This window comes from Streptomyces boluensis, assembly GCF_009908195.1.
GTDB lineage: Bacteria > Actinomycetota > Actinomycetes > Streptomycetales > Streptomycetaceae > Streptomyces > Streptomyces boluensis.
Genome location: NZ_JAAAHS010000036.1, coordinates 1 through 18,968, shown reverse-complemented (window position 1 = coordinate 18,968; position 18,968 = coordinate 1). Strand labels below are relative to the sequence as shown.

The 18,968-nt window shown below is 66.9% G+C and carries 24 protein-coding genes and 2 pseudogenes; 7 read left to right on the top strand and 19 right to left on the bottom strand.

Features of this window, described 5'->3' with window-relative positions:
* Positions 1-183: 183 nt before the first annotated feature.
* The 8 genes from GUY60_RS07790 to GUY60_RS07755 all read right to left on the bottom strand — a co-directional run bounded on the left by GUY60_RS07790 (position 184) and on the right by GUY60_RS07755 (position 4,458).
* Positions 184-492, bottom strand: a complete 309-nt coding sequence (locus tag GUY60_RS07790; protein ID WP_161695206.1) for a SpdD-like protein — start codon at positions 490-492, stop codon at positions 184-186.
* 26 nt (positions 493-518) lie between these two features.
* Positions 519-677: a hypothetical protein gene (locus GUY60_RS07785; protein WP_161695204.1), complete on the bottom strand. Its 159-nt coding sequence runs from the start codon at positions 675-677 to the stop codon at positions 519-521.
* A 9-nt stretch (positions 678-686) separates the two neighbouring features.
* Positions 687-878 (bottom strand): mobile element transfer protein, encoded by a 192-nt coding sequence (locus tag GUY60_RS07780; RefSeq protein ID WP_161695202.1) that lies wholly within the window; start codon positions 876-878, stop codon positions 687-689.
* A 20-nt stretch (positions 879-898) separates the two neighbouring features.
* A complete protein-coding gene (locus GUY60_RS07775) occupies positions 899-1,546 on the bottom strand; it encodes a DUF2637 domain-containing protein (RefSeq protein WP_161695234.1) in 648 nt (215 codons plus the stop codon).
* Positions 1,546-1,734, bottom strand: a complete 189-nt coding sequence (locus GUY60_RS07770) for a hypothetical protein (RefSeq protein WP_161695200.1) — start codon at positions 1,732-1,734, stop codon at positions 1,546-1,548. The genes GUY60_RS07775 and GUY60_RS07770 overlap by 1 nt, the downstream gene beginning before the upstream one ends.
* Before the next feature lie 81 nt (positions 1,735-1,815).
* Complete coding sequence (locus GUY60_RS07765; RefSeq protein WP_161695198.1) at positions 1,816-3,180, bottom strand: FtsK/SpoIIIE domain-containing protein; 1,365 nt, start codon at positions 3,178-3,180, stop codon at positions 1,816-1,818.
* Positions 3,181-3,182: 2 nt separating this feature from the next.
* Entirely contained in the window at positions 3,183-3,539 is a 357-nt protein-coding gene (locus GUY60_RS07760) for an SCO3933 family regulatory protein (RefSeq protein WP_161695196.1), read from the bottom strand.
* Positions 3,540-3,678: 139 nt separating this feature from the next.
* Positions 3,679-4,458 carry a GntR family transcriptional regulator gene (locus GUY60_RS07755; protein ID WP_161695194.1) on the bottom strand — a complete coding sequence of 260 codons (780 nt, stop codon included), beginning with the start codon at positions 4,456-4,458 and terminating at the stop codon, positions 3,679-3,681.
* A gap of 18 nt (positions 4,459-4,476) precedes the next feature.
* Here GUY60_RS07755 and GUY60_RS07750 point away from each other — a divergent pair, with 18 nt between their 5' ends.
* On the top strand, positions 4,477-4,944 hold the full coding sequence (locus GUY60_RS07750) for an NUDIX hydrolase (protein WP_161695192.1): 468 nt from the start codon (positions 4,477-4,479) through the stop codon (positions 4,942-4,944).
* 351 nt (positions 4,945-5,295) lie between these two features.
* Here GUY60_RS07750 and GUY60_RS07745 read toward each other — a convergent pair whose 3' ends face one another.
* The 5 genes from GUY60_RS07745 to GUY60_RS38820 all read right to left on the bottom strand — a co-directional run bounded on the left by GUY60_RS07745 (position 5,296) and on the right by GUY60_RS38820 (position 9,350).
* Positions 5,296-7,002, bottom strand: a complete 1,707-nt coding sequence (locus GUY60_RS07745; protein WP_161695190.1) for an ATP-dependent nuclease — start codon at positions 7,000-7,002, stop codon at positions 5,296-5,298.
* Positions 7,003-7,338: 336 nt separating this feature from the next.
* Positions 7,339-7,689, bottom strand: a complete 351-nt coding sequence (locus tag GUY60_RS07740; RefSeq protein WP_161695188.1) for a hypothetical protein — start codon at positions 7,687-7,689, stop codon at positions 7,339-7,341.
* Complete coding sequence (locus GUY60_RS07735; RefSeq protein ID WP_312866220.1) at positions 7,686-8,426, bottom strand: GntR family transcriptional regulator; 741 nt, start codon at positions 8,424-8,426, stop codon at positions 7,686-7,688. Before GUY60_RS07735 ends, GUY60_RS07740 begins: the two co-directional genes overlap by 4 nt.
* On the bottom strand, positions 8,423-8,647 hold the full coding sequence (locus tag GUY60_RS07730) for a hypothetical protein (protein ID WP_161695186.1): 225 nt from the start codon (positions 8,645-8,647) through the stop codon (positions 8,423-8,425). The genes GUY60_RS07735 and GUY60_RS07730 overlap by 4 nt, the downstream gene beginning before the upstream one ends.
* A gap of 424 nt (positions 8,648-9,071) precedes the next feature.
* Positions 9,072-9,350, bottom strand: coding sequence for a hypothetical protein (locus tag GUY60_RS38820; RefSeq protein ID WP_312866218.1), 279 nt, complete (start codon positions 9,348-9,350; stop codon positions 9,072-9,074).
* 79 nt (positions 9,351-9,429) lie between these two features.
* Here GUY60_RS38820 and GUY60_RS07725 point away from each other — a divergent pair, with 79 nt between their 5' ends.
* The gene (locus tag GUY60_RS07725) at positions 9,430-10,185 is read left to right on the top strand and encodes a GntR family transcriptional regulator (RefSeq protein ID WP_161695184.1); all 756 of its coding nucleotides are present in this window, start codon (positions 9,430-9,432) and stop codon (positions 10,183-10,185) included.
* A 788-nt stretch (positions 10,186-10,973) separates the two neighbouring features.
* On the opposite strand, the gene GUY60_RS07720 is transcribed toward GUY60_RS07725, so the two are convergent.
* On the bottom strand, positions 10,974-11,645 hold the full coding sequence (locus GUY60_RS07720) for a transposase (protein ID WP_161695178.1): 672 nt from the start codon (positions 11,643-11,645) through the stop codon (positions 10,974-10,976).
* Positions 11,646-11,787: 142 nt separating this feature from the next.
* Here GUY60_RS07720 and GUY60_RS07715 point away from each other — a divergent pair, with 142 nt between their 5' ends.
* A complete protein-coding gene (locus GUY60_RS07715) occupies positions 11,788-12,483 on the top strand; it encodes a hypothetical protein (protein WP_161695177.1) in 696 nt (231 codons plus the stop codon).
* Between the two features lie 458 nt (positions 12,484-12,941).
* On the opposite strand, the pseudogene GUY60_RS07710 reads toward GUY60_RS07715, so the two are convergent.
* Positions 12,942-13,660, bottom strand: a pseudogene (locus GUY60_RS07710) (MFS transporter); the annotation flags it as partial.
* Entirely contained in the window at positions 13,660-15,096 is a 1,437-nt protein-coding gene (locus tag GUY60_RS07705; protein ID WP_312866217.1) for an NAD(P)-binding domain-containing protein, read from the bottom strand. The gene GUY60_RS07705 and the pseudogene GUY60_RS07710, both read right to left, overlap by 1 nt.
* A 202-nt stretch (positions 15,097-15,298) precedes the next feature.
* Here GUY60_RS07705 and GUY60_RS39460 point away from each other — a divergent pair, with 202 nt between their 5' ends.
* The 3 genes from GUY60_RS39460 to GUY60_RS07690 all read left to right on the top strand — a co-directional run bounded on the left by GUY60_RS39460 (position 15,299) and on the right by GUY60_RS07690 (position 16,657).
* On the top strand, positions 15,299-15,505 hold the full coding sequence (locus tag GUY60_RS39460; protein WP_281368397.1) for an NAD(P)-binding protein: 207 nt from the start codon (positions 15,299-15,301) through the stop codon (positions 15,503-15,505).
* A gap of 53 nt (positions 15,506-15,558) precedes the next feature.
* Positions 15,559-15,927 carry an ArsR/SmtB family transcription factor gene (locus GUY60_RS07695; RefSeq protein ID WP_161695175.1) on the top strand — a complete coding sequence of 123 codons (369 nt, stop codon included), beginning with the start codon at positions 15,559-15,561 and terminating at the stop codon, positions 15,925-15,927.
* A 136-nt stretch (positions 15,928-16,063) separates the two neighbouring features.
* Complete coding sequence (locus tag GUY60_RS07690) at positions 16,064-16,657, top strand: tryptophan 2,3-dioxygenase family protein (RefSeq protein ID WP_161695173.1); 594 nt, start codon at positions 16,064-16,066, stop codon at positions 16,655-16,657.
* Positions 16,658-16,763: 106 nt separating this feature from the next.
* Here the strand turns inward: GUY60_RS07690 and arsB are convergent, their stop codons facing one another.
* Positions 16,764-17,852, bottom strand: coding sequence for an ACR3 family arsenite efflux transporter (gene arsB, locus GUY60_RS07685; RefSeq protein ID WP_161695171.1), 1,089 nt, complete (start codon positions 17,850-17,852; stop codon positions 16,764-16,766).
* The gene (locus tag GUY60_RS07680; RefSeq protein ID WP_161695169.1) at positions 17,849-18,157 is read right to left on the bottom strand and encodes an ArsR/SmtB family transcription factor; all 309 of its coding nucleotides are present in this window, start codon (positions 18,155-18,157) and stop codon (positions 17,849-17,851) included. The genes arsB and GUY60_RS07680 overlap by 4 nt, the downstream gene beginning before the upstream one ends.
* A gap of 96 nt (positions 18,158-18,253) precedes the next feature.
* Here GUY60_RS07680 and GUY60_RS07675 point away from each other — a divergent pair, with 96 nt between their 5' ends.
* Positions 18,254-18,673 (top strand): arsenate reductase ArsC, encoded by a 420-nt coding sequence (locus GUY60_RS07675; RefSeq protein WP_161695228.1) that lies wholly within the window; start codon positions 18,254-18,256, stop codon positions 18,671-18,673.
* A 99-nt stretch (positions 18,674-18,772) separates the two neighbouring features.
* Here the strand turns inward: GUY60_RS07675 and GUY60_RS07670 are convergent.
* Positions 18,773-18,968 (bottom strand): annotated as a pseudogene (locus tag GUY60_RS07670) (hypothetical protein); the annotation flags it as partial.

The window sequence follows — 18,968 nt, the reverse complement described above, 5'->3', positions numbered from 1 at the left end:
CCGTGGCGGTCGCGGCCGCCGAGGGTAATGGCCGCGGAGGCGAAGCCGCAGCAGGATGCGCAGGTCCGGGATGGAGTGCGGGTGCTGTGGGTCATGCTGGGGGTTCCTTCCGGTTCTTGGATCGGTTGGGCGCGGCTCCCGGGCGGCGGAGACTTGGCGGTTTCAGGGCCGCCCGGGGGCCGGTCAGCGGCGCTTGGTGTTCTCGTTCATGAGCGAGCGGATGACCAGGGCCGTGATGGCGGTCGACGCAGCGGTGATGGCGACCGCGAGGAGCAGCGAGACCAGGACAGCGCCCAGGACCAGGACGGCGGTCGTACCGCCGGCGACGAGGGTGACCAGGGCGCCGGGCGTGAGCTGGACCGTGGGGCGGTTGGGCTGTGCCGTTGCCGGGGCTACCGGGTAGTGCCGGGCGACGGTGGTCGGCTCGATGACGGTCGGCGGTGTGACCCTGGCGGTGGGCTGGAGGTTCGTCGGGATCTTGGGGCGGAGCATTGCGGTCGTCTCCCTTCCGTGGGTGGTCACTTGTTGATGGCCGTATCGATGACCGGGGTGAGCAGGCTGTCCGCCAGGAGGTAGCCGCCGAGGAGCAGTACGGCGACGAGCCACCAGGGCGGGCGGATGAGCTTCACGCCGAGTACGCCGACGGCGAGCAAGGCGAGCCAGAGCGGGACGTCCATGGGTTCTCCTCAGCGGACCTTGCAGCGGTGAGTACGGGCGGCGAGCTGGGCGGCGGACTGGCTGGAGTAGTCGGAGGACCAGCCGCAGCGGTCGGCGGTGCAGACGGCGGCGTGCTTGGTGCGTCCGCGGCGGTCGCGGTGGGTGCCGATCTGGACCGGGCCTATCTGCATGACCGAGTGGAAGTGGTTGTGTGCGGGCATGGGTCGTACTCCCTTGTTTGTCAGGTGAGTTGGGCTGCGATGGCGTTGGCGAGCTGGGGCGGGATGCCGAGGCGGGCGCGGAGGGTGTCGGGGTCGATGGCCGTACCGGTCCGGGCCTGGTGGGTTTCGGCGACCTTGCGGGCGTGGGCTACGAGGGCTGCGGGGACGGGCGGGGCCACGTCCGTGGCAGGGGACTCTTCGGGGACGGGAGCCTCGATGTCGACGGGCGCCAGGGCCTCGGATTCCGAAGTGGCGAGGGCTGCAGGCGCCGGCTGAACCGCGACCAGCTCTTCGTCCGCCGTCCTCCCCGGTGTGTGAGCGAGAAGCGTGCCGCCGAGGAACGCGAGCGCGGGCCACCCGGCGACGCCGAACCGCAGCCAAGCCGGAGGGTGCTCAAGGTCGAGGAATCCAGCGGTGGCGACGTTCGCGCCGAGCGACGCGACCAGCGCGATCAGGAACCAGCACCAGGCCAGCCGGGACGGCCCGTCGCTGCGAAGCCGCCGCCAGGCCGCGACCAGCAGCAGATCGACGCTGATCGGGTAGGCCCACGCCTTCCAGCCGTCCTGACCGGCAGCCGCGGCGAGGTCATGCAGGTGAGCGAAGGACAGGGCCCCGGCGATGACCGCCTGGACGAGTACTGCGTCCGCCTTGACCGAGGCCCGAGGCATCACCACCACCGCTCCCCCGGATCCTCATCGCGCGGAGGCATGAGCGGGAGGAAGCCCGGAGGCAGGGACAGAGCAAGGGCGGGCGCGAGCACCGCGACAAACTCGGCGTCGGTCTCGTAGCGACGCTCGTACAAGTCGAGGGCGCCGAGAAGTGATGCGGTACGAGCGAAGTCCTCGTCGGCATCCATGAGTTGACCTCCTGTTTTGGACATGGGAGGGGTAGGGACTTGGCGCGGAGCAGTCGCGCCGACCGTGGTGCGGGAGATGCGTCAGGCGGTAGCGGACGCGGACTTGGTGAGCGGCACGGAGGCCGAGGAAGGCACAGTGGCGACCGGCCGGAAGGGCGCGAGAGCGGGGAGGTCCGGCGTGCGGTGGGCGTGCTCGTTGCAGAGGTTCACGGCGTCGCGCAGCGAAGTATGCGGGGCGCGGATACGGGCCCAGCCGCCGGTCGTGTCACCGGCGACGGCGATGCCCGGGGTGTCGGGCGAGATCTGGATGGCGGCCAGTACGGCGTCGGGGGCGATGTCACCGAAGGCCATGTTGGCGCTGGACTCGTCATTGACGCGGTGAGCGGTACGGCCGGTTAGCTGGGCTCGGAGCATCGTGATGCCCTTGCCGAGCTCCGAGCCGAAGCGCTGACCGCAGATCTCCAAGTAGATGCCGGCGGCGCGACCGAGCTGGGCGAGGCGTACGAGGGCGGTGATGATGCGGTCGCGGCGCTTCTCCTCATCCTTGGTGGCGAAGAGGGCGAGCTCGGCTACCTCGTCGACCAGGACCACGACCGGGGTCGGTCGGAGGCCGGCAGGCAGATCCCAGATGTCGGCGGCAATCTCCGCGTCTGGGACGGCGACGCTGGTGCGCTGTTCGGCGCGTATGAGCAGGTAGACGTCTTCCATGTGCGACACCAGGGCTTCGAGGAGTTCGAGCGCGGTGTCCGGGTCGTCGGCAAGAGCTGAGAAGCGACGAGCGAGCGGGAAGAGTTCCACACCTTGCTTGCAGTCGATGCCGACCAGGGCGACGTCGAGCGGGGCGAGACCACAAACAAGAGTCCGCTGGTAGACGGACTTACCGGACTCGGTGGCACCGAGGGTGAGCCCGTGCGGGACGGACCGATAGTCGCGGTAGTGAACCGCACCGTCTTCGCGGAGCGCAACCGGGATACGAAGCGGCGAAGCGCTGTCGGCAGAAGCCTCAGCAGGCATCCGTACGCGATCAAGAACGTCGTACCCCGTCATCCTCAACTCGACGATGGTGGAGCGGACTTCGCGAGAACTGACGGCGTACATCCCGAAGGAGTGCCGCAGGCGATCCGTCGCCGCGGAGAAGTCGAAAGCGTCCTGACCGGGGCGAAGCTTGAGCCGTAAGACGAGGCCGGTGCGGGTCGGCCGCAGACACAGAATCCGGGGCGAACGAGCCTCCGGAAACGGCCTGTTGGCCATCCGAGCCAGAGTGAGCCGCCAGCGCGGCGGAGGGACGGTCAGCCCGCAGGCTTCCATGACCGAGGTGTAGCGGACCAGGACCCGCACCGAGGCGAACGCAGCACCGAAGCAGACCCAGTACCAGGCGGGACGCCGCCACCGCAGAAGACCTGCGGCAGCAGCGACCACCACGAGAACGATCACCAACTCGGCCATGATCAGGCCGCCTTGGCCTCGGCGGCACCGGCCACCAGCGAGGTGACGGCGACGGCCCGGAAGGCGATGCCGTGCCGCTTCTGCCCGTTGAACTCGTTCTCCCACGGGCGGGCGATGAGGCCGGTCAGCCCGACCGGGGTACCCATGGCCAGCTCACCGGAGATACCGGGCTGCGGGACGGCGACGGACAGGATCTCCACCTCGTCGTTGGCCGCGAACATCACGTCCACGGTCATCAACTGGGCACCGGTCTCGGCGTCTTGGGCAATCTCGCCCGTACGGCGGTCCTTGACCTTGGGCTGCGGGGCCTTGGCGACCATCACGGTCGCAGTGGAGGTGTCGACGGGAATCTGACGCACAGTGGATCACTCCTATGTAGAGGCTGAACTCGGTCACTCATGTACATGAGTGACATGAAGAAGAGTGCAGCACTCCTATACATGAGTCAACCCGCCGCGACGAATAAGTCGGGGCGGGTTGTGGGGAGTTGAGCGAGCGTCAGTCGGCGGCGGGGATCCTGTACTCGAAAACGAACTGGTCAGCGGCCATGAGGGTGTCGCACACCTCAACCACACGCCCCTCAGTCGTACGAGCCTCACGAACCAGATGCACGACAGGCGCTCCGGGACTCAGCGCCAGCTCGGATGCCTCCGCCTTCGCGGCCGGCCGCGCCTGCAACGTCTCGACGAACTCGGCGAACTCAAGCCCCTGCTCTTCGAGTCGGGCATAGATGCCACCACCGCCGGGATTCTCGGCGAAGAGCTCGGGGATGTCCTTCACGACGTCCCACGGGAGGTACGAGGTCGCGATCTCGACCGGGGTGCCGTTGCGGAAGTAGAGCCGCCGACGAGCGAGGACCTGGGTGCCGGCGGATACGCCAAGCCGTTGAGCCGCATCCTCCGGAGCCTCCATGGGCCCGATGTAGAGCACGCTCACCTTGGCCTCAGCGCCGGATTGGGCGGACTCGGCGAGGTAGGCCGCCTTGCCTCCCTGCCGGTGCGAACGTCGGAAGCGATCGGAGGAACGGTGCCGTACAGGCGGCCGGTCCTTCACGATGGACCCCTTGCCGTGCCGAGTCTCCACGAGCCCACTGGCCCTCACCTCGACCATGGCCTTACGAATAGTCCCGCCGGAGACTCCGTACCGATCGACGAGCTCGGACTCACTCGGCACCATGTCTCCCGGCGCGAGGACACCACCGCGGATCTGCTGAACGATCTCTTCGGCGATCTGGACGTACCGAGGTACGGACCTCTCACCTCCTACCGCTGTTCCCATAGTCCTTCTTCTCCTCCTATGCTCCTGTACATGAGTAACAGCGCCCAGGAAGCCCAGTCAACGCCGCTGCACTCCGTGTCCGTGGCTGGAGTGGTCGTACGCGAAGACGGCCGACTGCTGGCGATCCGCCGAGCGGACAACGGCACTTGGGAACTTCCCGGCGGCGTGCTCGAACTCGACGAGACTCCGGAGGCCGGCGTACGACGCGAGGTCCTGGAGGAGACGGGCATCCACGTCGAGGTGGACGAGCTCACCGGGGTCTACAAGAACACGACCCGAGGCATCGTGGCCCTGGTCTTCCGCTGCAAGCCCGCGGGCGGCGAGGAACGAACGTCCAGCGAATCGACCGCCGTTGACTGGCTCACGCCCGACCAGGTCTCGGAGTACATGTCCGAGGTCTACGCAATCCGGCTCCTGGACGCCCTCGACGGCGCCGGGCCGCATGTACGGAGCCACGACGGCAAGCGCCTGACCTCAGCGCGATAGAACTTCCCCTACTTCATCAAGGCCCGCGCACGGCGCGGGCGCGCGCCGCCTGTGCGGCGCGGCCTGCCTCCTGTCTCCGCCCCGGCTTGCCGCGCCCGGCGACGCGCTCGCGTGCCCGCGGGCGAAGGTCAGAGAAAACCCGCTGTGGCTGGGGCGGTCGGCTCCACGGCTTTAGGCAGCCACTTTGGGGCGAGCCTCGAAGATCTTGGCCCCAACGTCGTGCTTTAACGGGCAGGTCCACAGACTGCCCGACTCGCCGGAAGCTTACGGGGCCAAGATCACTCACCCCAAAGCAGCTCCAGCCCAAAGCCGCTCCACCGACCTTGAATGCCGCAATCCGCACTCATTTACTCAGAATTCCATCTCGTCAATCCGAGTCTCGAGCTGCGCGCAAAGCGCATCGATGCTGCTTGAGCGCCTAGGATGCAAAGCAGCGCCAGGATTCGCAACCACAAGTTTCGACACGAGGATCTTCACCTGTGTACCCACATTGACGTCATACACCTTCCCCTGCGACCGAAAAGCGGCAGCCATCCGACCACTCCATTTACTCTTCTCCCGCTTGAATTCCGGCACGTTCAAGGAAATTCCAAACGTTTTCGAGATTTCACTCTTATACAGTTCCACGTCCAGAGTGTCCTCGAATTCAGATTCCTTCATGGAGGACACTATGGTGTAGGTCGCCTCCTTAGATGAGAGCAAACCGGCATCGCGCGCTTTACTTCCGGCCATCAACCCAGAGTCGTCGTGATCCAAAAGAACGTGATACTGGCAAAGCTGCTGACGCAATCCGTCCAGCTTGGGCAGCAAGTTGGTGGCCCCTTTCAGATAATCCAAGGCAAGTCCGCCGCTGGCAATGAGCGCACTAAGCTTTGGGCTCTTACTGGCTATCACCGCCTCAACGGAATCGCGATCCGTGAGCCCTTCCACAATCAGCACGAGGTTAGCTTGCGAAAGATTGTCTGAAGTTCGCACCCCCAGAACATCCCGGAGTTCATTCAGAGTTTTCGCTGGTGCAGCCTTACTGCCGCGCACGATGACATTATTGGATAGCTTGAACCTGTCCACCAGAAGCGGGCTGTGGGTCGTGTAGATCACCTGCTGCTTCGACGCGATTTCGTTCACCACCTGGCGGACCCTGTGCACGGCGCTCGGATGCAGATGCGCCTCAGGCTCCTCAATTGCCAAGATCAACGAACGCCGTCCACTGTTGGCGGCTTTCCTCGCTATAGCCAAGGCCGCCAAGCTTTGAACACCGTCACCCTTGTGCCTCAGGTCAGTTTCAGCACCATCATCGATAAGCACCCTGGTCTCATCGATTAACCCATCAAGAATGTCGCCTTCCGTCATTTGGATCCGAACGTCAGAAATGTCGGGGATAAAATCTCTCAGCGTCTCACCCAACTCGATTGCTAGCGGCTTCAAAGCGTCAGTCACTGCGACCGAAAGTTGCCTGACCAGACTCTCATACTGTTCGGCATCGAGAGCTTCCGTAATGCGGTCACGCAGCATCTCACGGATCATCTCTGTGGCATCAGCTGCAGTTCTTACCGAGCCGACATATTCGATATGAAGGCGGCGGCCAACAAAGCTTGCAACTTGCCCAGATTTCCGGTTCAGCGTTTCCTTGCCCGGCCCTTGCTTGCGGACGGTGAAATCCGCATACTTGTTCACTGTGAGGCGGATTGGAAGTTCCGTTTTAAGGCTAACTCCAATCTGGCTCCTAAAGAGGGCCTTTTCGGCATCATCTAGCTCAAACCAAAAATCAATAATCGTGCTTCCGTTCGGAGTCTTCTCCTGAAGGTCTTTTGGATAGTCCTCGAACCAGTCATAATGCTGCCTGATCGAAAGACGTATGCCTGGATTACTGGTTCTAGCGGACCCCATCATGCCGTATCGGCGGAGCAGCCGCATACCCATCACGGCCGCTCGAAGGATATTGGACTTTCCCTCATTGTTGGGTCCTACCAGAACTCCCAAATCCCCGAAATTGAGACGCGGCGTCTGTTTAATGGATCGGTAATTCTTCACCGACAGACCCGAAAGTTGCATTGCCATAGCCCCTCTCATGCGACGGTTGCTAATCTTGAGCTTATATCCGTCCTACGAGCCGTGCGATGCTTTTCTCCCGGGGCGTTACCCGTCGGCTACGTCGCGCGAAGCTGTGGTGCCGGGCACCGCTTCAAGAGCCGTGCAACCGCCGCGGGCCGCCCCGCGCATGCCGAGCGCCCTCCCGGGCCGTCCTCGGGCCGTGGAAGGGCGCTCAGCGATGACATAGATCTACGGATCAGAAGGTCGCGGGAAGGAGTCCCTGACGGGATTGGCCATGGCCCCAAGCAGTGGAGCCTCAGACTTAGTCTGGGGCTCCACTGTCTCTCGGGAATCGCGTTGCTGCTAGCCGAAGATGGCCGTTGGCAACTGCGGGCCGCCCTCATCGCCTCCTTCGCACGCGGAGAGAGAAGGTTTCGGTAGACGGTGACCACGGCTCGTCGCGACGCGGAGTGCGTCGTGCAGGGACTCAGTCAGATCCGTTGCCAGGAGGCGCAGCTCCTCCAGATCTGTCTCCTCGTCGCCGATCACTTCCCACGCGTGCTCCAGGAGTTCGGCAGCCATGCCGAGCTGTCCCGCTTCGGTGTCGTCAGCCAAGCGGGACAGGTGGCCGCCGCTGTCGTCGGTGCTCAGGAAGCAGGGCTTGTCGTCCGGACCCGACCACGGGAGGAGTCGCAGTTCGTTGTGGGCGGTCATTCTTCCGTCCCCCTCACTTCGGTCGTGTGGTGCGTGGTGAACAGAGCGTCGGCGCGGTCGCCCGGAAGTACCAGGAGTGCTGCTTCGACCACACGGCCCGCGGCGTCTGCCGCAACACGTGTGATCGCGAGAACGGCCAGGGCTGAGCTGATCCGAAGGGTCGAGGCTTCCTCGGGTGTCGGGAGGCGGGCGCTGACCGTCTCCCGGATGTCGAACATTGGCGGGCGAAGCTCTGCCAGCCGTGCCTCCACCCGCCCACTCCAGGGCGCCTCATGGGTCCCGCCGGCCGACGCCAGGTCGAGTGGGACATAGATGCGGGCCAGGCTGTGCGGCCGCTTCCCCTCGTAACTGAGGCACACGAATTCGGTCAGCGGGCTTCTTGCCGAGACCCCCAGCAAGGCCGCCAGGTCGCCTCGGGCCTTGAAGTTGGTGGTGATAGTGACGCGTAGAGCTTCCGCCGCCCCGATCCAGGCTTCTGTCATGGGGCCACCGCCGACGTACGTGACTCTGCTGAGTTTGTGGCGAACGTAGTTCCCTTTGCCGTGGATCTTCTCGACAAGCCCTTCGGCTTGGAGGACCGCGAGGGCGTTCCGGAGCGTCGGCGTGCTGACCCTGTAGCGGGAGGCAAGTTCCGACTCTGAGGGCAGTCGTTCACCGGGCTGGATTCGACCTGTCGTGATCTGGTTCCTCAGGTCGTCGGCGATGGCGTGCCGGCGGGAAGCCACAGATTGAATCACCACTTCCTCAACATCCGTAGGGCGATGAGGCGGGTTCGGGTGTGCATGGTCAGCAGTTCGCCCGACTCGAAGCGAAGCCGCTTGGCCCCACCGGGTAGTTGGAAGAGGTCGGCCACGCGGCACGGCTGACCACCGATCTGGATGACGTCGCCGCGCTGCACATTGATCGACGTGATCTCGACGTTGGCGACTGCTGCGCCGCCGGGTGCCCAACCTTTCACCGGGACACCTCCCGCGGTGCCGCTTGGTCAGCCGCCAGGTGGCAGGAGCAGGCGCACGCCTCGTACACAACGGGAACGCCAATCGGTGCCGAGACGGGCGAGGACTGTGCGCACTCGCGGTGGGTGCCGATCCGGCATGAGCTCGACTGGTAGTGGTCCGGGACGGTCTGGTTGGACGCCATCAGTGGGCCTCCCCCGACATGGACCAGGTGCGGGCGAGCTGCCTCGTACGCTCCTCGCCGACGAGGCCGTACGTGTGGTCTTGGTGAGGCCCCATGAGGAACGCCGGCCAAGGGGTGTGCTCGAAGTGAACGACCGCCGACTGGGTGGGTGTTAAGCCTCGGCCGCTCCTCCCCTTCGGGCGGTATCGATTGCTGGTGCGCGCGATGGCGCGGCAGATACGGTTGAACACGCTGATCAGCTCCTATCGCTGATGGCCAGGTCCCCGGACATCGCCCGTCGCGGGGACCGCTCTGCGTATGGCGGCCCATAAGGTGCGGCCGTTCAACTTGCTGGCGACGAGCCCGAATTGGTCGGCCTCTGCCACCACTTCCAAGACCTCCCGCCATGTCTCGGCGGGGAGGGGTTCCGGGACCTCCGCTTCGATCGATGTGTGTCGGGCGTGCTGTTCGGTGCGCGTCGTGAGGCCGAGGGCTGATAACCGGGCGGCGATGTCCTCGGCGCTCGTCTCCGAAACGGGCACAGGGGAACCTCCGTCGCCAGATGATCACTTTACGTAAAGCTAGTTAACTAGATTAGAGCTAGTGGACTAGATTTTCCATATGCCTGAGCAGCCTCCGTACCTCCGCATCGCCGACGTCCTCCGGCAGCGCATCGCGGAGCGCGAGTGGACGCCCGGAGATCGGCTCCCTTCCCGTGCCCAGATCGCTCAGGAATGCGGTGTCGGCGAGAACGTGGTGCGCCGAGCGCAGGAACTACTGATCTCTCAGGGCGTGTTGGAGGGTCGTGCGGGTTCCGGTACGTACGTCGCTGAACCTCGCGAGCGCGTACGCATGGTGCGCTCGTCGGCGCGGGAACAGCGCAGTGGGTCCCCGTTCCGCGCTGACATGTCGGCCGTGGGCAGGCAGGGGGATTGGGAGAGCCGGACCGAGGCGAAGGTTCCGGCGCCGGCGGGCATCGCGGCCCGTCTCGGCATCGGCGTGGGCGATCTGTGCGTCCGCACTCAGTACGAGTTCCTCGCCGACGGCAAACCGGTGCAGTTGTCGACGAGTTGGGAGCCGTACGACCTCACCGCCGGCACCCTCATCGTCCTTCCTGAGGGAGGCCCCCACGCTGGGGCGGGCGTCGTGAATCGCATGGCCGAGATCGGCATCACGATCAGCCACGCCGTGGAACAGCCCGAACCGCGGCAGGCGAGCGCCGAGGAGGCATCGCTCCTCGGAATCCAGAAGGCCGCCCTAGTCACGCACATCCGACGTACGTACTACAGCGACCAAAGCCGCCCCGTGGAGACGGCGGACATCGTCGTGCCCGCCACATTGTGCGAGATCGTCTACGAGGTTCCGGTCACTCGTTAACAGTCGGCCCCTGGCCCCGTCACCTCGTAAAGCGTCACCGCCTCCTTGGCACCGTAAGACCCTGGCGCCGAGCACGGCGCTGCAGGGCGAGCCAGCGAGGGGGCGGAACGGATTTGAGACAACCCTTCGCAAACTCAGGCTGCCACGCGGGGCGTTCGGGCAGGATGGAACCGCTCGAAGCGCCAAGTGACGGTCTCCCTTCAACCACCGCCCTTTAGGGGCATGAGTCGAGGGAGACCTAACAGATGGAACCGATGTCGCTGCTTCTGATCGCGATCATCTTCATGATTGTTCGTGAGAGGTCGTAGCGTGCCGGAGAAGAAGGTGTGACGAGCACGCCGGGGGTCCCCGATGGGGGCTCCCGGCCTTCGTTCCCAGGCAGTGGCGTGCCCGATACGTGCCCGCCCGGTCGGGGAGCCCCGGGGAACAGCAGGGAAACAGAAAAGACCGAAGACACTGCCAGTGACGCCATAGCAGCAGGTCAGGGCCACAATCCGCCAAGGTCACCCCGCGATTCCCAAGCTCAGAGCGCGGGTTCGATTCCCGTCACCCGCTCCATACAAAAGCCCCAGGCCAGCGGCCTGGGGCTTAGTTGTTGTCTAGTCCAACTTCGGGGTACCGCACCACTAGACCCCCAAGCGGGCACTTCCGCAACGGCTTTGGACCGCCAATCGGGCTGTCGACCCAAGCAGATATCGAATCTTGAGATCGATCCAATGCGACCTCGGTCATGCCAACTACCTTGTCGGGAACGGCTGCTGAAGATGTCCTGCTGCCTGGCGGAGCGACTAAACCTGCAGGCCAGAGGCGCCTTTCTCTTGTCGTCTCGCGTTGAGCGCGCCTCGGCCGCGGGCAGCACGAAGCCGTCCAGGGGCAGCCGGTTTCTGCTGAATCGGCGTCCCGGGCGGCCCTGTTGAGTGGTTCAGGCCGGGTGCGCCACTAGTGCTTGCGCAGGCCAGGGCGGCATGAACGTCCTGGCCTGCGGCGATGGACACGTCCAGCTGGTCCAGGAAGCCGGTGAAGGTGGCCGCGTCGTTGCGGGTGGTGGTCTCGGTGAGGACTTCTCCGGTGCGCACGTTCAGAGCCGCGACCAGTGAGGCGGTGTCGTGCCGACGGTATTCGAACTCCTGCCGGGCAGGTTCGCCCGCCCTGGCGGGGCTGCCCGGATGGCGCCGGGAGCGGGCGGCGATCGCGGTCTTCTCGCCGATCGACAGCACCACCGAGCCCGGGGGCGGATCGCGATAGAGGCCGCACACGTCCGCGACCCGGTCCCAGAAGCCGGGAGTGTCACGGCGGGTGAGCCAGTGCACCCGGTGCGCCTTGCGGTCCAAGCCGGCCAGGATCCGGCCGACTTGAGAGGCAGAGATCGAGGCGAACGCGGTCCGTGTGACCTCCTCGGCGATCGTACGGTGCGACCAGACGGCTGCTGGATGCGCAGGCTCGCTGGTCGCGGCGGCCACGATCGCCACCCTCACCACGGCTCCGTGGGTCTTGGGGCGGCCGGAGCGGGCCGCGTCCTTACACCCCGTCCGGGCCCAGGCCCCAGCCTCTGAATCAACACCTCTCCAGGAGCTTCTGCGGGGCAGCACTAGGATCTTCGGCATGGCGAAGCGCAGGGTGCAGCGGCGGGCGCGGAAGATCCTGGGCGAGGAACCCGTGGCCTTGGTCTGGTGTGAGATCCACAGGCCCATCCCCGCGCCGCCCAAGGACGTTCACCGTGCCGCGGGCAAAGGACGCCTGAAATCGCGCCACCATTGGTTGTTGTACGCCGGGGCCGTGGTGTTCTTCTTCGTGGTCGTGCCGATGATCTTGATCGACCTGCTCGGCCGCAAACTGGACCAACCGCTGTGGTCGGGACGGAGCCGTAGCCACCAGACCGGACAGCCACAGACGACTTCACCCGACACACAGCACTCCGGCCGAGGCCGCTCCCCTGAGAGCGATCGCGAGCAGGATCCGGCCAACGGCGTCTTCGACGGGGACTGGAACCTGACCGCGGGCCAACTGCTGCTGCGCTGGTACGGCCACTCGCCCAACCCCAAGCGCCTGGTCATGCTGGCCCGCGACCGCATCTGCGTGGCCGCGTCCCCTCGCCGCCGACTGTCGCCGACCAAGGCCGACGACTTCCAGGCCGTCACGGAGTTCACCCTCGACCAAGCGAGGATCGAGGGCGAGGCGGGCCAGCCGCGCGGGTACGCCACCTTCCGGATTTGCTTTACCGACGGTTCCTGGCTGGAAGTGGGCCGACTCGGCGAGCCGGAAGACGCCGATCACTTTCTGCGCACGGTCAGCAGCTGATCACCCCTTCCGGCCCGCCACGGCCGCTCACGCCCTCTTCTCCCTCGTCACCCTCGTCACCCTCGAAGACCCCGACCCGTCGACGACCGACGGAACCGCGCTGAATCCCCGGCCATGCTGGAACACCGCTCCACGAACTTCTGCGGGGCAGCACTGGCCAGGCGGTTTCGTTTGGATCAGCCAGCCGTTGGTCCGGGTGTGTCGTCGACTGACGCGCAGTGGGCCGGATCGAGCCGTTGTGCACGGCTCAGACGCCGAAGCGGGGTAGCTGGTGGCGGGGCCACCGGCAGGTAATCGATGCGATGGCCTTCAAGTTCCAGACCGGATTGCAGTGGGCTCACCTGCCGGCAGTTGAGGGTTCCGCTGCTTCCTCAAGGTGCGCCAACTGCCCTGCGGGCAGGGCGCGTCGGGGCTGCATCTATGTGTCCCGCCCGCGCAGTGCCCAGTGCGACCGTTCCGGCCAGCGCGGAGAGCGTGAGGGCGACCGCGAGGAGTAGGAACGGGCGGCTGTGGGCGACCTGTTGAGCGCTGTGTCCGGTCTCGGCGCGCGCAGGCTGGGCTTTCCGCCAGGGGGCTTTCAGTGCGAGGGCGTGGGCCGGGATCGTGACGGCGGCGAGGATCGCGGCGAGTACGAGATAGGTGGCTCGCCAGGAGAGGTGGTTGGCGAGCACGGCGGTCAGCGGGGCGAAGACGGTTGAGGCCAGGCCGCCGGCGAGGGTGACGATCGTGAGGGCGCGTACGTGGTCGGGGCCCACCAGCGCGTGAGCGCGGCGAAGGCCGGGTGATAGAGGATCGACGCCATGGCGAGCCCTGCGAGCAGCCAACCCGCAACGAAGGCAGGGAGGTTGGGGGCGGTGGCCACGACGACCGAGCTCGCTGTGCCGATGACCGAACCCGTGGTCATGACGGTGCGCGGGCCGCGGTGGTCGAGGATGCGGCCGACGCGGATGCCGGTGATGGCGGAGACGAGGAGCGCGGCGGAGAACGCGGCCGTCGTCGCGGTCGCCGGCCAGCCGGTGTCGACGGTGATCTGCGGGTTCAGGACCGGGAACGCGTAGTAGACGATGCCCCAGCCGGTGATCTGCGTCAGACACAGGGCGGGCAGCGCCGCGCACGGCCGCGACCGGTACGCGGTGCCGGTCGCGGCCCCGCCGGGGCGGGTTTCGACGCCGGTCATCAGCCGCAGCAGCCTCCAGTGGGCGTGGTGTCGCCGGTGGACGCGGTCGCCGCCGGAGTTCCGATCTCGACGAGAGTGGGTTCCGGTGCGCAACAGCCCTCGGCATCGGCTTCGGTATCGGCTTCGGTCTCGGGGGTGGTGAGGAGTCCGCCGCCCTTGCACACACCGGTCTCGGGCAGGGTGAGCTCGACGCGGTCGGCCGAGTCGAGGTCACCGGCGAGTGCGGCGACCACGGAGCGGACCTGCTCGTATCCGGTCAGGGCGAGGAAGGTCGGGGCGCGGCCGTAGGACTTCACGCCGACCAGGTAGACGCCCTGCTCGGGGTGGGACAGCTCGCGGTGGCCGTGCGGGTAGACGGTGCCGCAGGAGTGCTGGTTGGGGTCGATGAGCGGGGCGAGTTCGACGGGGGCCTGGAGGCGTACGTCGAGGTCGAGGCGGAGCTCGGACAGGAAGCTCAGGTCGGGGCGGAAGCCGGTCAGGACGATGACCTCGTCGACCGGTTCGAGGCGCTGTCCGTCCTCGCCCACCAGGACCAGGCGTCCGTCGTCGGCGCGTTCGACGGCGTCGGTGCGGAAGCCGGTGACGGCCTCGGCGTGGCCCTGATCCACCGCGGCCTTCGCGGCGAGACCGAGTGCGCCACGGGCAGGCAGCTGGTCGGCCTCGCCGCCGCCGAAGGTGGAGCCGGAGATGCCGCGACGCAGCACCCATACGGCCTTCGTGCCGGTGCCGTCGTCGGACTTCGCGAGGTCGGCCAGGTAGGCGAGGGCGGTGAACGCGGAGGCGCCGGATCCGACGACGGCGGTGCGCTTGCCCGCGTAACGGGCCCGTACGGACGGGTCGTTGAGGTCGGGGACGCGGTAGGTGATGCGGTCCGCGGCAGCACGCTCGCCGAGTGCGGGCAGTCCGCTCGCGCCGGCGGGGCTCGGAGTGGTCCAGGTGCCGGACGCGTCGATCACCGCGCGGGCGTGGAGGCGCTCCTCGTGGCCGTCGGCGGTGCGGATGTGGACGACGAAGGGCTGGTCCTCGCGGTCGGTGTCGACGACGCGGTCGCGTCCGGCGCGGGAGACGCCGGTGACGGTGGTGCCGAAGCGGACGCGGTCGCGGTCGTGGTCGCCGAGCACGTCCGCGAGGGGCTGGAGGTACTGCTCCGCCCAGTCGCCGCCGGTCGGGTAGGCGGCCCCGTCGGGGCGGGTCCAGCCGGTGGGGGCGAGCAGCTTCTCGGCGGCCTCGTCGGTGACCTCGGCCCAGGGGGAGAAAAGCCGTACGTGCGACCACTCGCGTACGGCCGCTCCGGCGGACGAGCCGCCCTCCAGGACCAGCGGCTCCAGGCCACGCTCGACCAGGTGGGCGGCGGCGGCAAGGCCGATCGGGCCTGCTCCGACGATCACGACGGGGAGTTCGGGGGTGGTGGGCACGTGGTTGACCGGCGCAGTCACGGCGACTCCTCTGATCTCTGTTTCGACGGTCGCTGTTTCGGCCGTCTCGGTTTCGACGGTCGCTGTTTCGGCGGCCTCGGTTTCGACCGTCTCTGTTTCGACCGTCCCTGTTTCGACATCCGTCGATGGCTCGTGCTGCCAGCATCACACCTGTTTCGATGAGCGTCAACATAGGCGTCCATCGAATCAAGGGGGGTGGATCATGGAGTACGTCGATGTCGCGGTCATCGGGGGCGGTCAGTCCGGGCTTGCCGCCGCGCACGTTCTGCGCGGGCGGGGTCTGGCGCCGGTCGTCCTGGAGGCGTCCGGCCAGGCGGTCGGCTCATGGCGGGTGGCGCGTGATGCCGAGTACGTGACAGATGCGCTGGTCGCCCACGTCCGCGAGGCTCCGGCCGCCTCCGGCCTCTGAAGCCGTGAGCGCAGCCCCTCGCCCCCTGATTCGACATGTGTCAACATAGACGTATGTCGAACATCAAGGTGTTGCCACTGCTGGAACCGGAGTCGGGGCCGGAGTCGGTGGCGCCCTGCTGCCCGCCGCTCACCGAGAGGCCGTTCACCGCCGAAGAGGCCGAGCGCACGGCGCGGATGTTCAAGGCGCTGGGCGATCCGGTGCGGCTGAGGCTGTTCTCGCTGGTCGCCTCGCACGAGGGCGGCGAGGCCTGCGTGTGCGACATCTCCGATGTCGGTGTCTCCCAGCCGACGGTCTCGCACCACCTGAAGAAGCTCAAAGAGGCCGGTCTGCTGACCTCCGAGCGGCGCGGGACCTGGGTGTACTACCGCGTCGAGCCGTCTGTGCTGGCGTCGATGGGACGGTTGCTCGCCTCCCCCTGAGCTCCGCGTGGTGCGGCCCCGCTAGTGCGGGGACCGGAACCGTTCACCGGGTTGGATGGTCGCGCCGGAGTCGGTCCAGGCCGCAGCCCTGGTGGTGCCATGTGTCAGGTGGTGCGGGCGTGGCGTGGGGCCGATCATGGAGCAGGTGAGCTCACCGGATGCGCATCACACCTCCTACGCCCGTTATCTGCGCCTGTCTGAACTGCTGAGTCTTCAGCAGCCGCGTACGGGCGACACGGGCTCGGCGCAGTGGACTGACGAGCGGTTCTTCATCGCGGTCCACCAGTCCGCCGAGGTGCTGGCAAGCCAGGCCATGGTGGAGCTGAACCACGCGGCGTGCAGCGGTGATGACGGTGCAACGATCTGCGTCGTCCAACGGGTCGGAGCGATCCTTGCCCTGCTGGACGAGCATCTGGCGCTTCTGGACCATCTGGACGCGGAGAGCTTCGCCAACTTTCGCCCGCTGCTTGAGGACGCCAGCGGTGGGCAATCGCATCAGTTTGCCGCGTTGTTCAGCCGGATCGAGATGCCGCACTGCGCGGTGCGCCCGCCGGATGCTGCCGTGTCACGTGAACTCCGTGAGGCGCTGGCGGCGTTGCGGGCCGCGGTGACCAGATGGAGAGTTCGGCATCTGCTTCTGGTCGAGCGGATGATCGGCGACAGTCCGGGAACGGACGGGACGGACGGCCTGGCCTATCTCAAATCCCTGATCGCCCTCCCGCCCCCGTGACCAGGTGGGGATGTGCCCGCGCGCACCGCGGAGTTGGAGGGGTGCTGGGCGGCGGCCAGACCTGCCTGGCCGTCGCCCACGATCACCACATCGGTGCGCCGCACGGTCACGCGGCCGTCGCGAACTTCTTTCGCCAGGCCAGCGCCACGTACACGAGGGCGACCAGGACCGGCACCTCGATCAGCGGGCCGACGACACCGGACAGGGCCTGGCCGGACGTGACGCCGAACGTCGCGATGGCCACGGCGATGGCCAGCTCGAAGTTGTTGCCGGCCGCCGTGAACGCGAGCGTCGTGGTGCGCTCGTACGAGAGGCCGATGACCTTGCCCAGCAGGAACGTGCCGAAGAACATGACGGCGAAGTACACGAGCAGCGGCAGGGCGATGCGGGCCACGTCGAGGGGCTGCGAGGTGATCGTCTTTCCCTGCAGGGCGAAGAGGATGACGATCGTGAACAGCAGGCCGTACAGGGCCCAAGGGCCGATCTTCGGGAGGAAGTTGGACTCGTAACGCTCGCGGCCGAGCTTCTTCTCTCCGATACGGCGGGTCAGGAAGCCGGCGAGGAGCGGGACGCCGAGGAAGATGACGACGTTGAGCGCGATCTGCCACATCGAGATGTCGAGCTGCTCGCCGCTGCCCAGGCCCAGCCAGCCAGGCAGCAGGTCGAGGTAGAACCAGCCGAGCAGGCCGAACGCGATGACCTGGAAGACCGAGTTGAGGGCCACCAGAACGGCCGCGGCTTCGCGGTCGCCGCAGGCCAGGTCGTTCCAGATGATCACCATGGCGATGCAGCGGGCCAGGCCGACGATGATCAAGCCCGTGCGGTACTCGGGCAGGTCCGGCAGGAAGATCCAGGCCAGGGCGAACATCACGGCCGGGCCGAGGACCCAGTTGATCACCAGGGACGACACCATCAGCTTGCGGTCGCCGGTGACGGCGTCGAGCCGGTCGTAGCGGACCTTGGCGAGCACCGGGTACATCATCACGAGCAGGCCGAGCGCGATCGGCAGGGAGATGCCGCCGATCTCCACCTTGGCGAGCGCGTCGTCCATGCCGGGGATCACGCGCCCGAGGCCGAGGCCGATGGCCATGGCGAGCAGGATCCAGACGGCGAGGAAGCGGTCGAGCGTCGACAGCTTCGCGACGACCGAGGAATCCTCGGCCGTCGTGGGGGCGGGTGCTTCGGTGCGGGTCACGGACAGGCCCTCTTGTTGTCGGCTGCGGTACGGGCGCTCTCGGCCAACTCGGCGAACTGGCCCGCAAGTTGGGCGACGACGTCGGGCCGGAGCTTGTAGTACGTGAACCGGCCACACGGCTCCGTGTCCACGAACCCGGCTTCGCGCAGCACTCTCAGGTGGTTGGAGAGGTTGGTCTGCCTGGCACCGGTCTCCTCCACGAGGTGGGTGGTGCACAGCGTCTCGCGGGCGAGCAGGGTCACGATCTGCAGCCTGAGCGGGTCGGCCAGGACCCGGATCAGGTCAGCGTCGACTGACGTCATCATGGGCTGATACTGTCACATCACTCACGGCTGATACCAGTGCGGCCTGATCTATAGGGCCCAGGGCCCGTCGAAAGGGTTCCCATGTCCTCCACCCCCCTGGCCTCCACCCCTCTGGCCTCCGTCCTCTTCGTCTGCGTCCACAACGCGGGCCGCTCGCAGATGGCCGCCGGTTTCCTCTCCCACCTCGCGGGCGACCGCATCGAGGTCCGCTCCGCAGGATCGGTCCCCGGCGACCAGGTCAACCCGGCCGCCGTCGAGGCCATGAAGGAATTCGGCGTCGACATCTCGTCCGCCAAGCCCAAAGTGCTGACCACCGAGGCCGTCCAGGCATCGGACTACGTCATCACCATGGGCTGCGGCGACGCCTGCCCGGTCTTCCCCGGCAAGCACTACCTGGACTGGGCCCTGGAGGACCCGGCGGGCAAGGGCATCGAGTCGGTGCGCCCCATCCGCGACCAGATCCGTACCCGTATCGAGGGCCTCATCGCCGACATCGACTCCCAGAACCAGGCGTGACCAGCGGTCTTCGAGGGTGCTCGGTCTGACGCGGCAGGGCTGCTGGTGCAGATTTGTTTGTTGTCCCGGCCGCGCCCAACTCGTCGTCGTCGCCTGCCCTCAGTCGTCGGCGAGGAGGCGGAGGGTCGTCCCGCGTGGGAGGAGGCGGGCGGCTGCGGCGAAGAGGGTGTTCGCCCGGCCGGAGACGACGGTGGGGCGGCGGCGTTCGCGCAGGGCGGTGACGACGGTGGCGGCGACGGCCTCCGGTGTCTGGACCAGGGCGGGCGGGGTGTCCGCGTGGAGGCCGGGGCGGGTG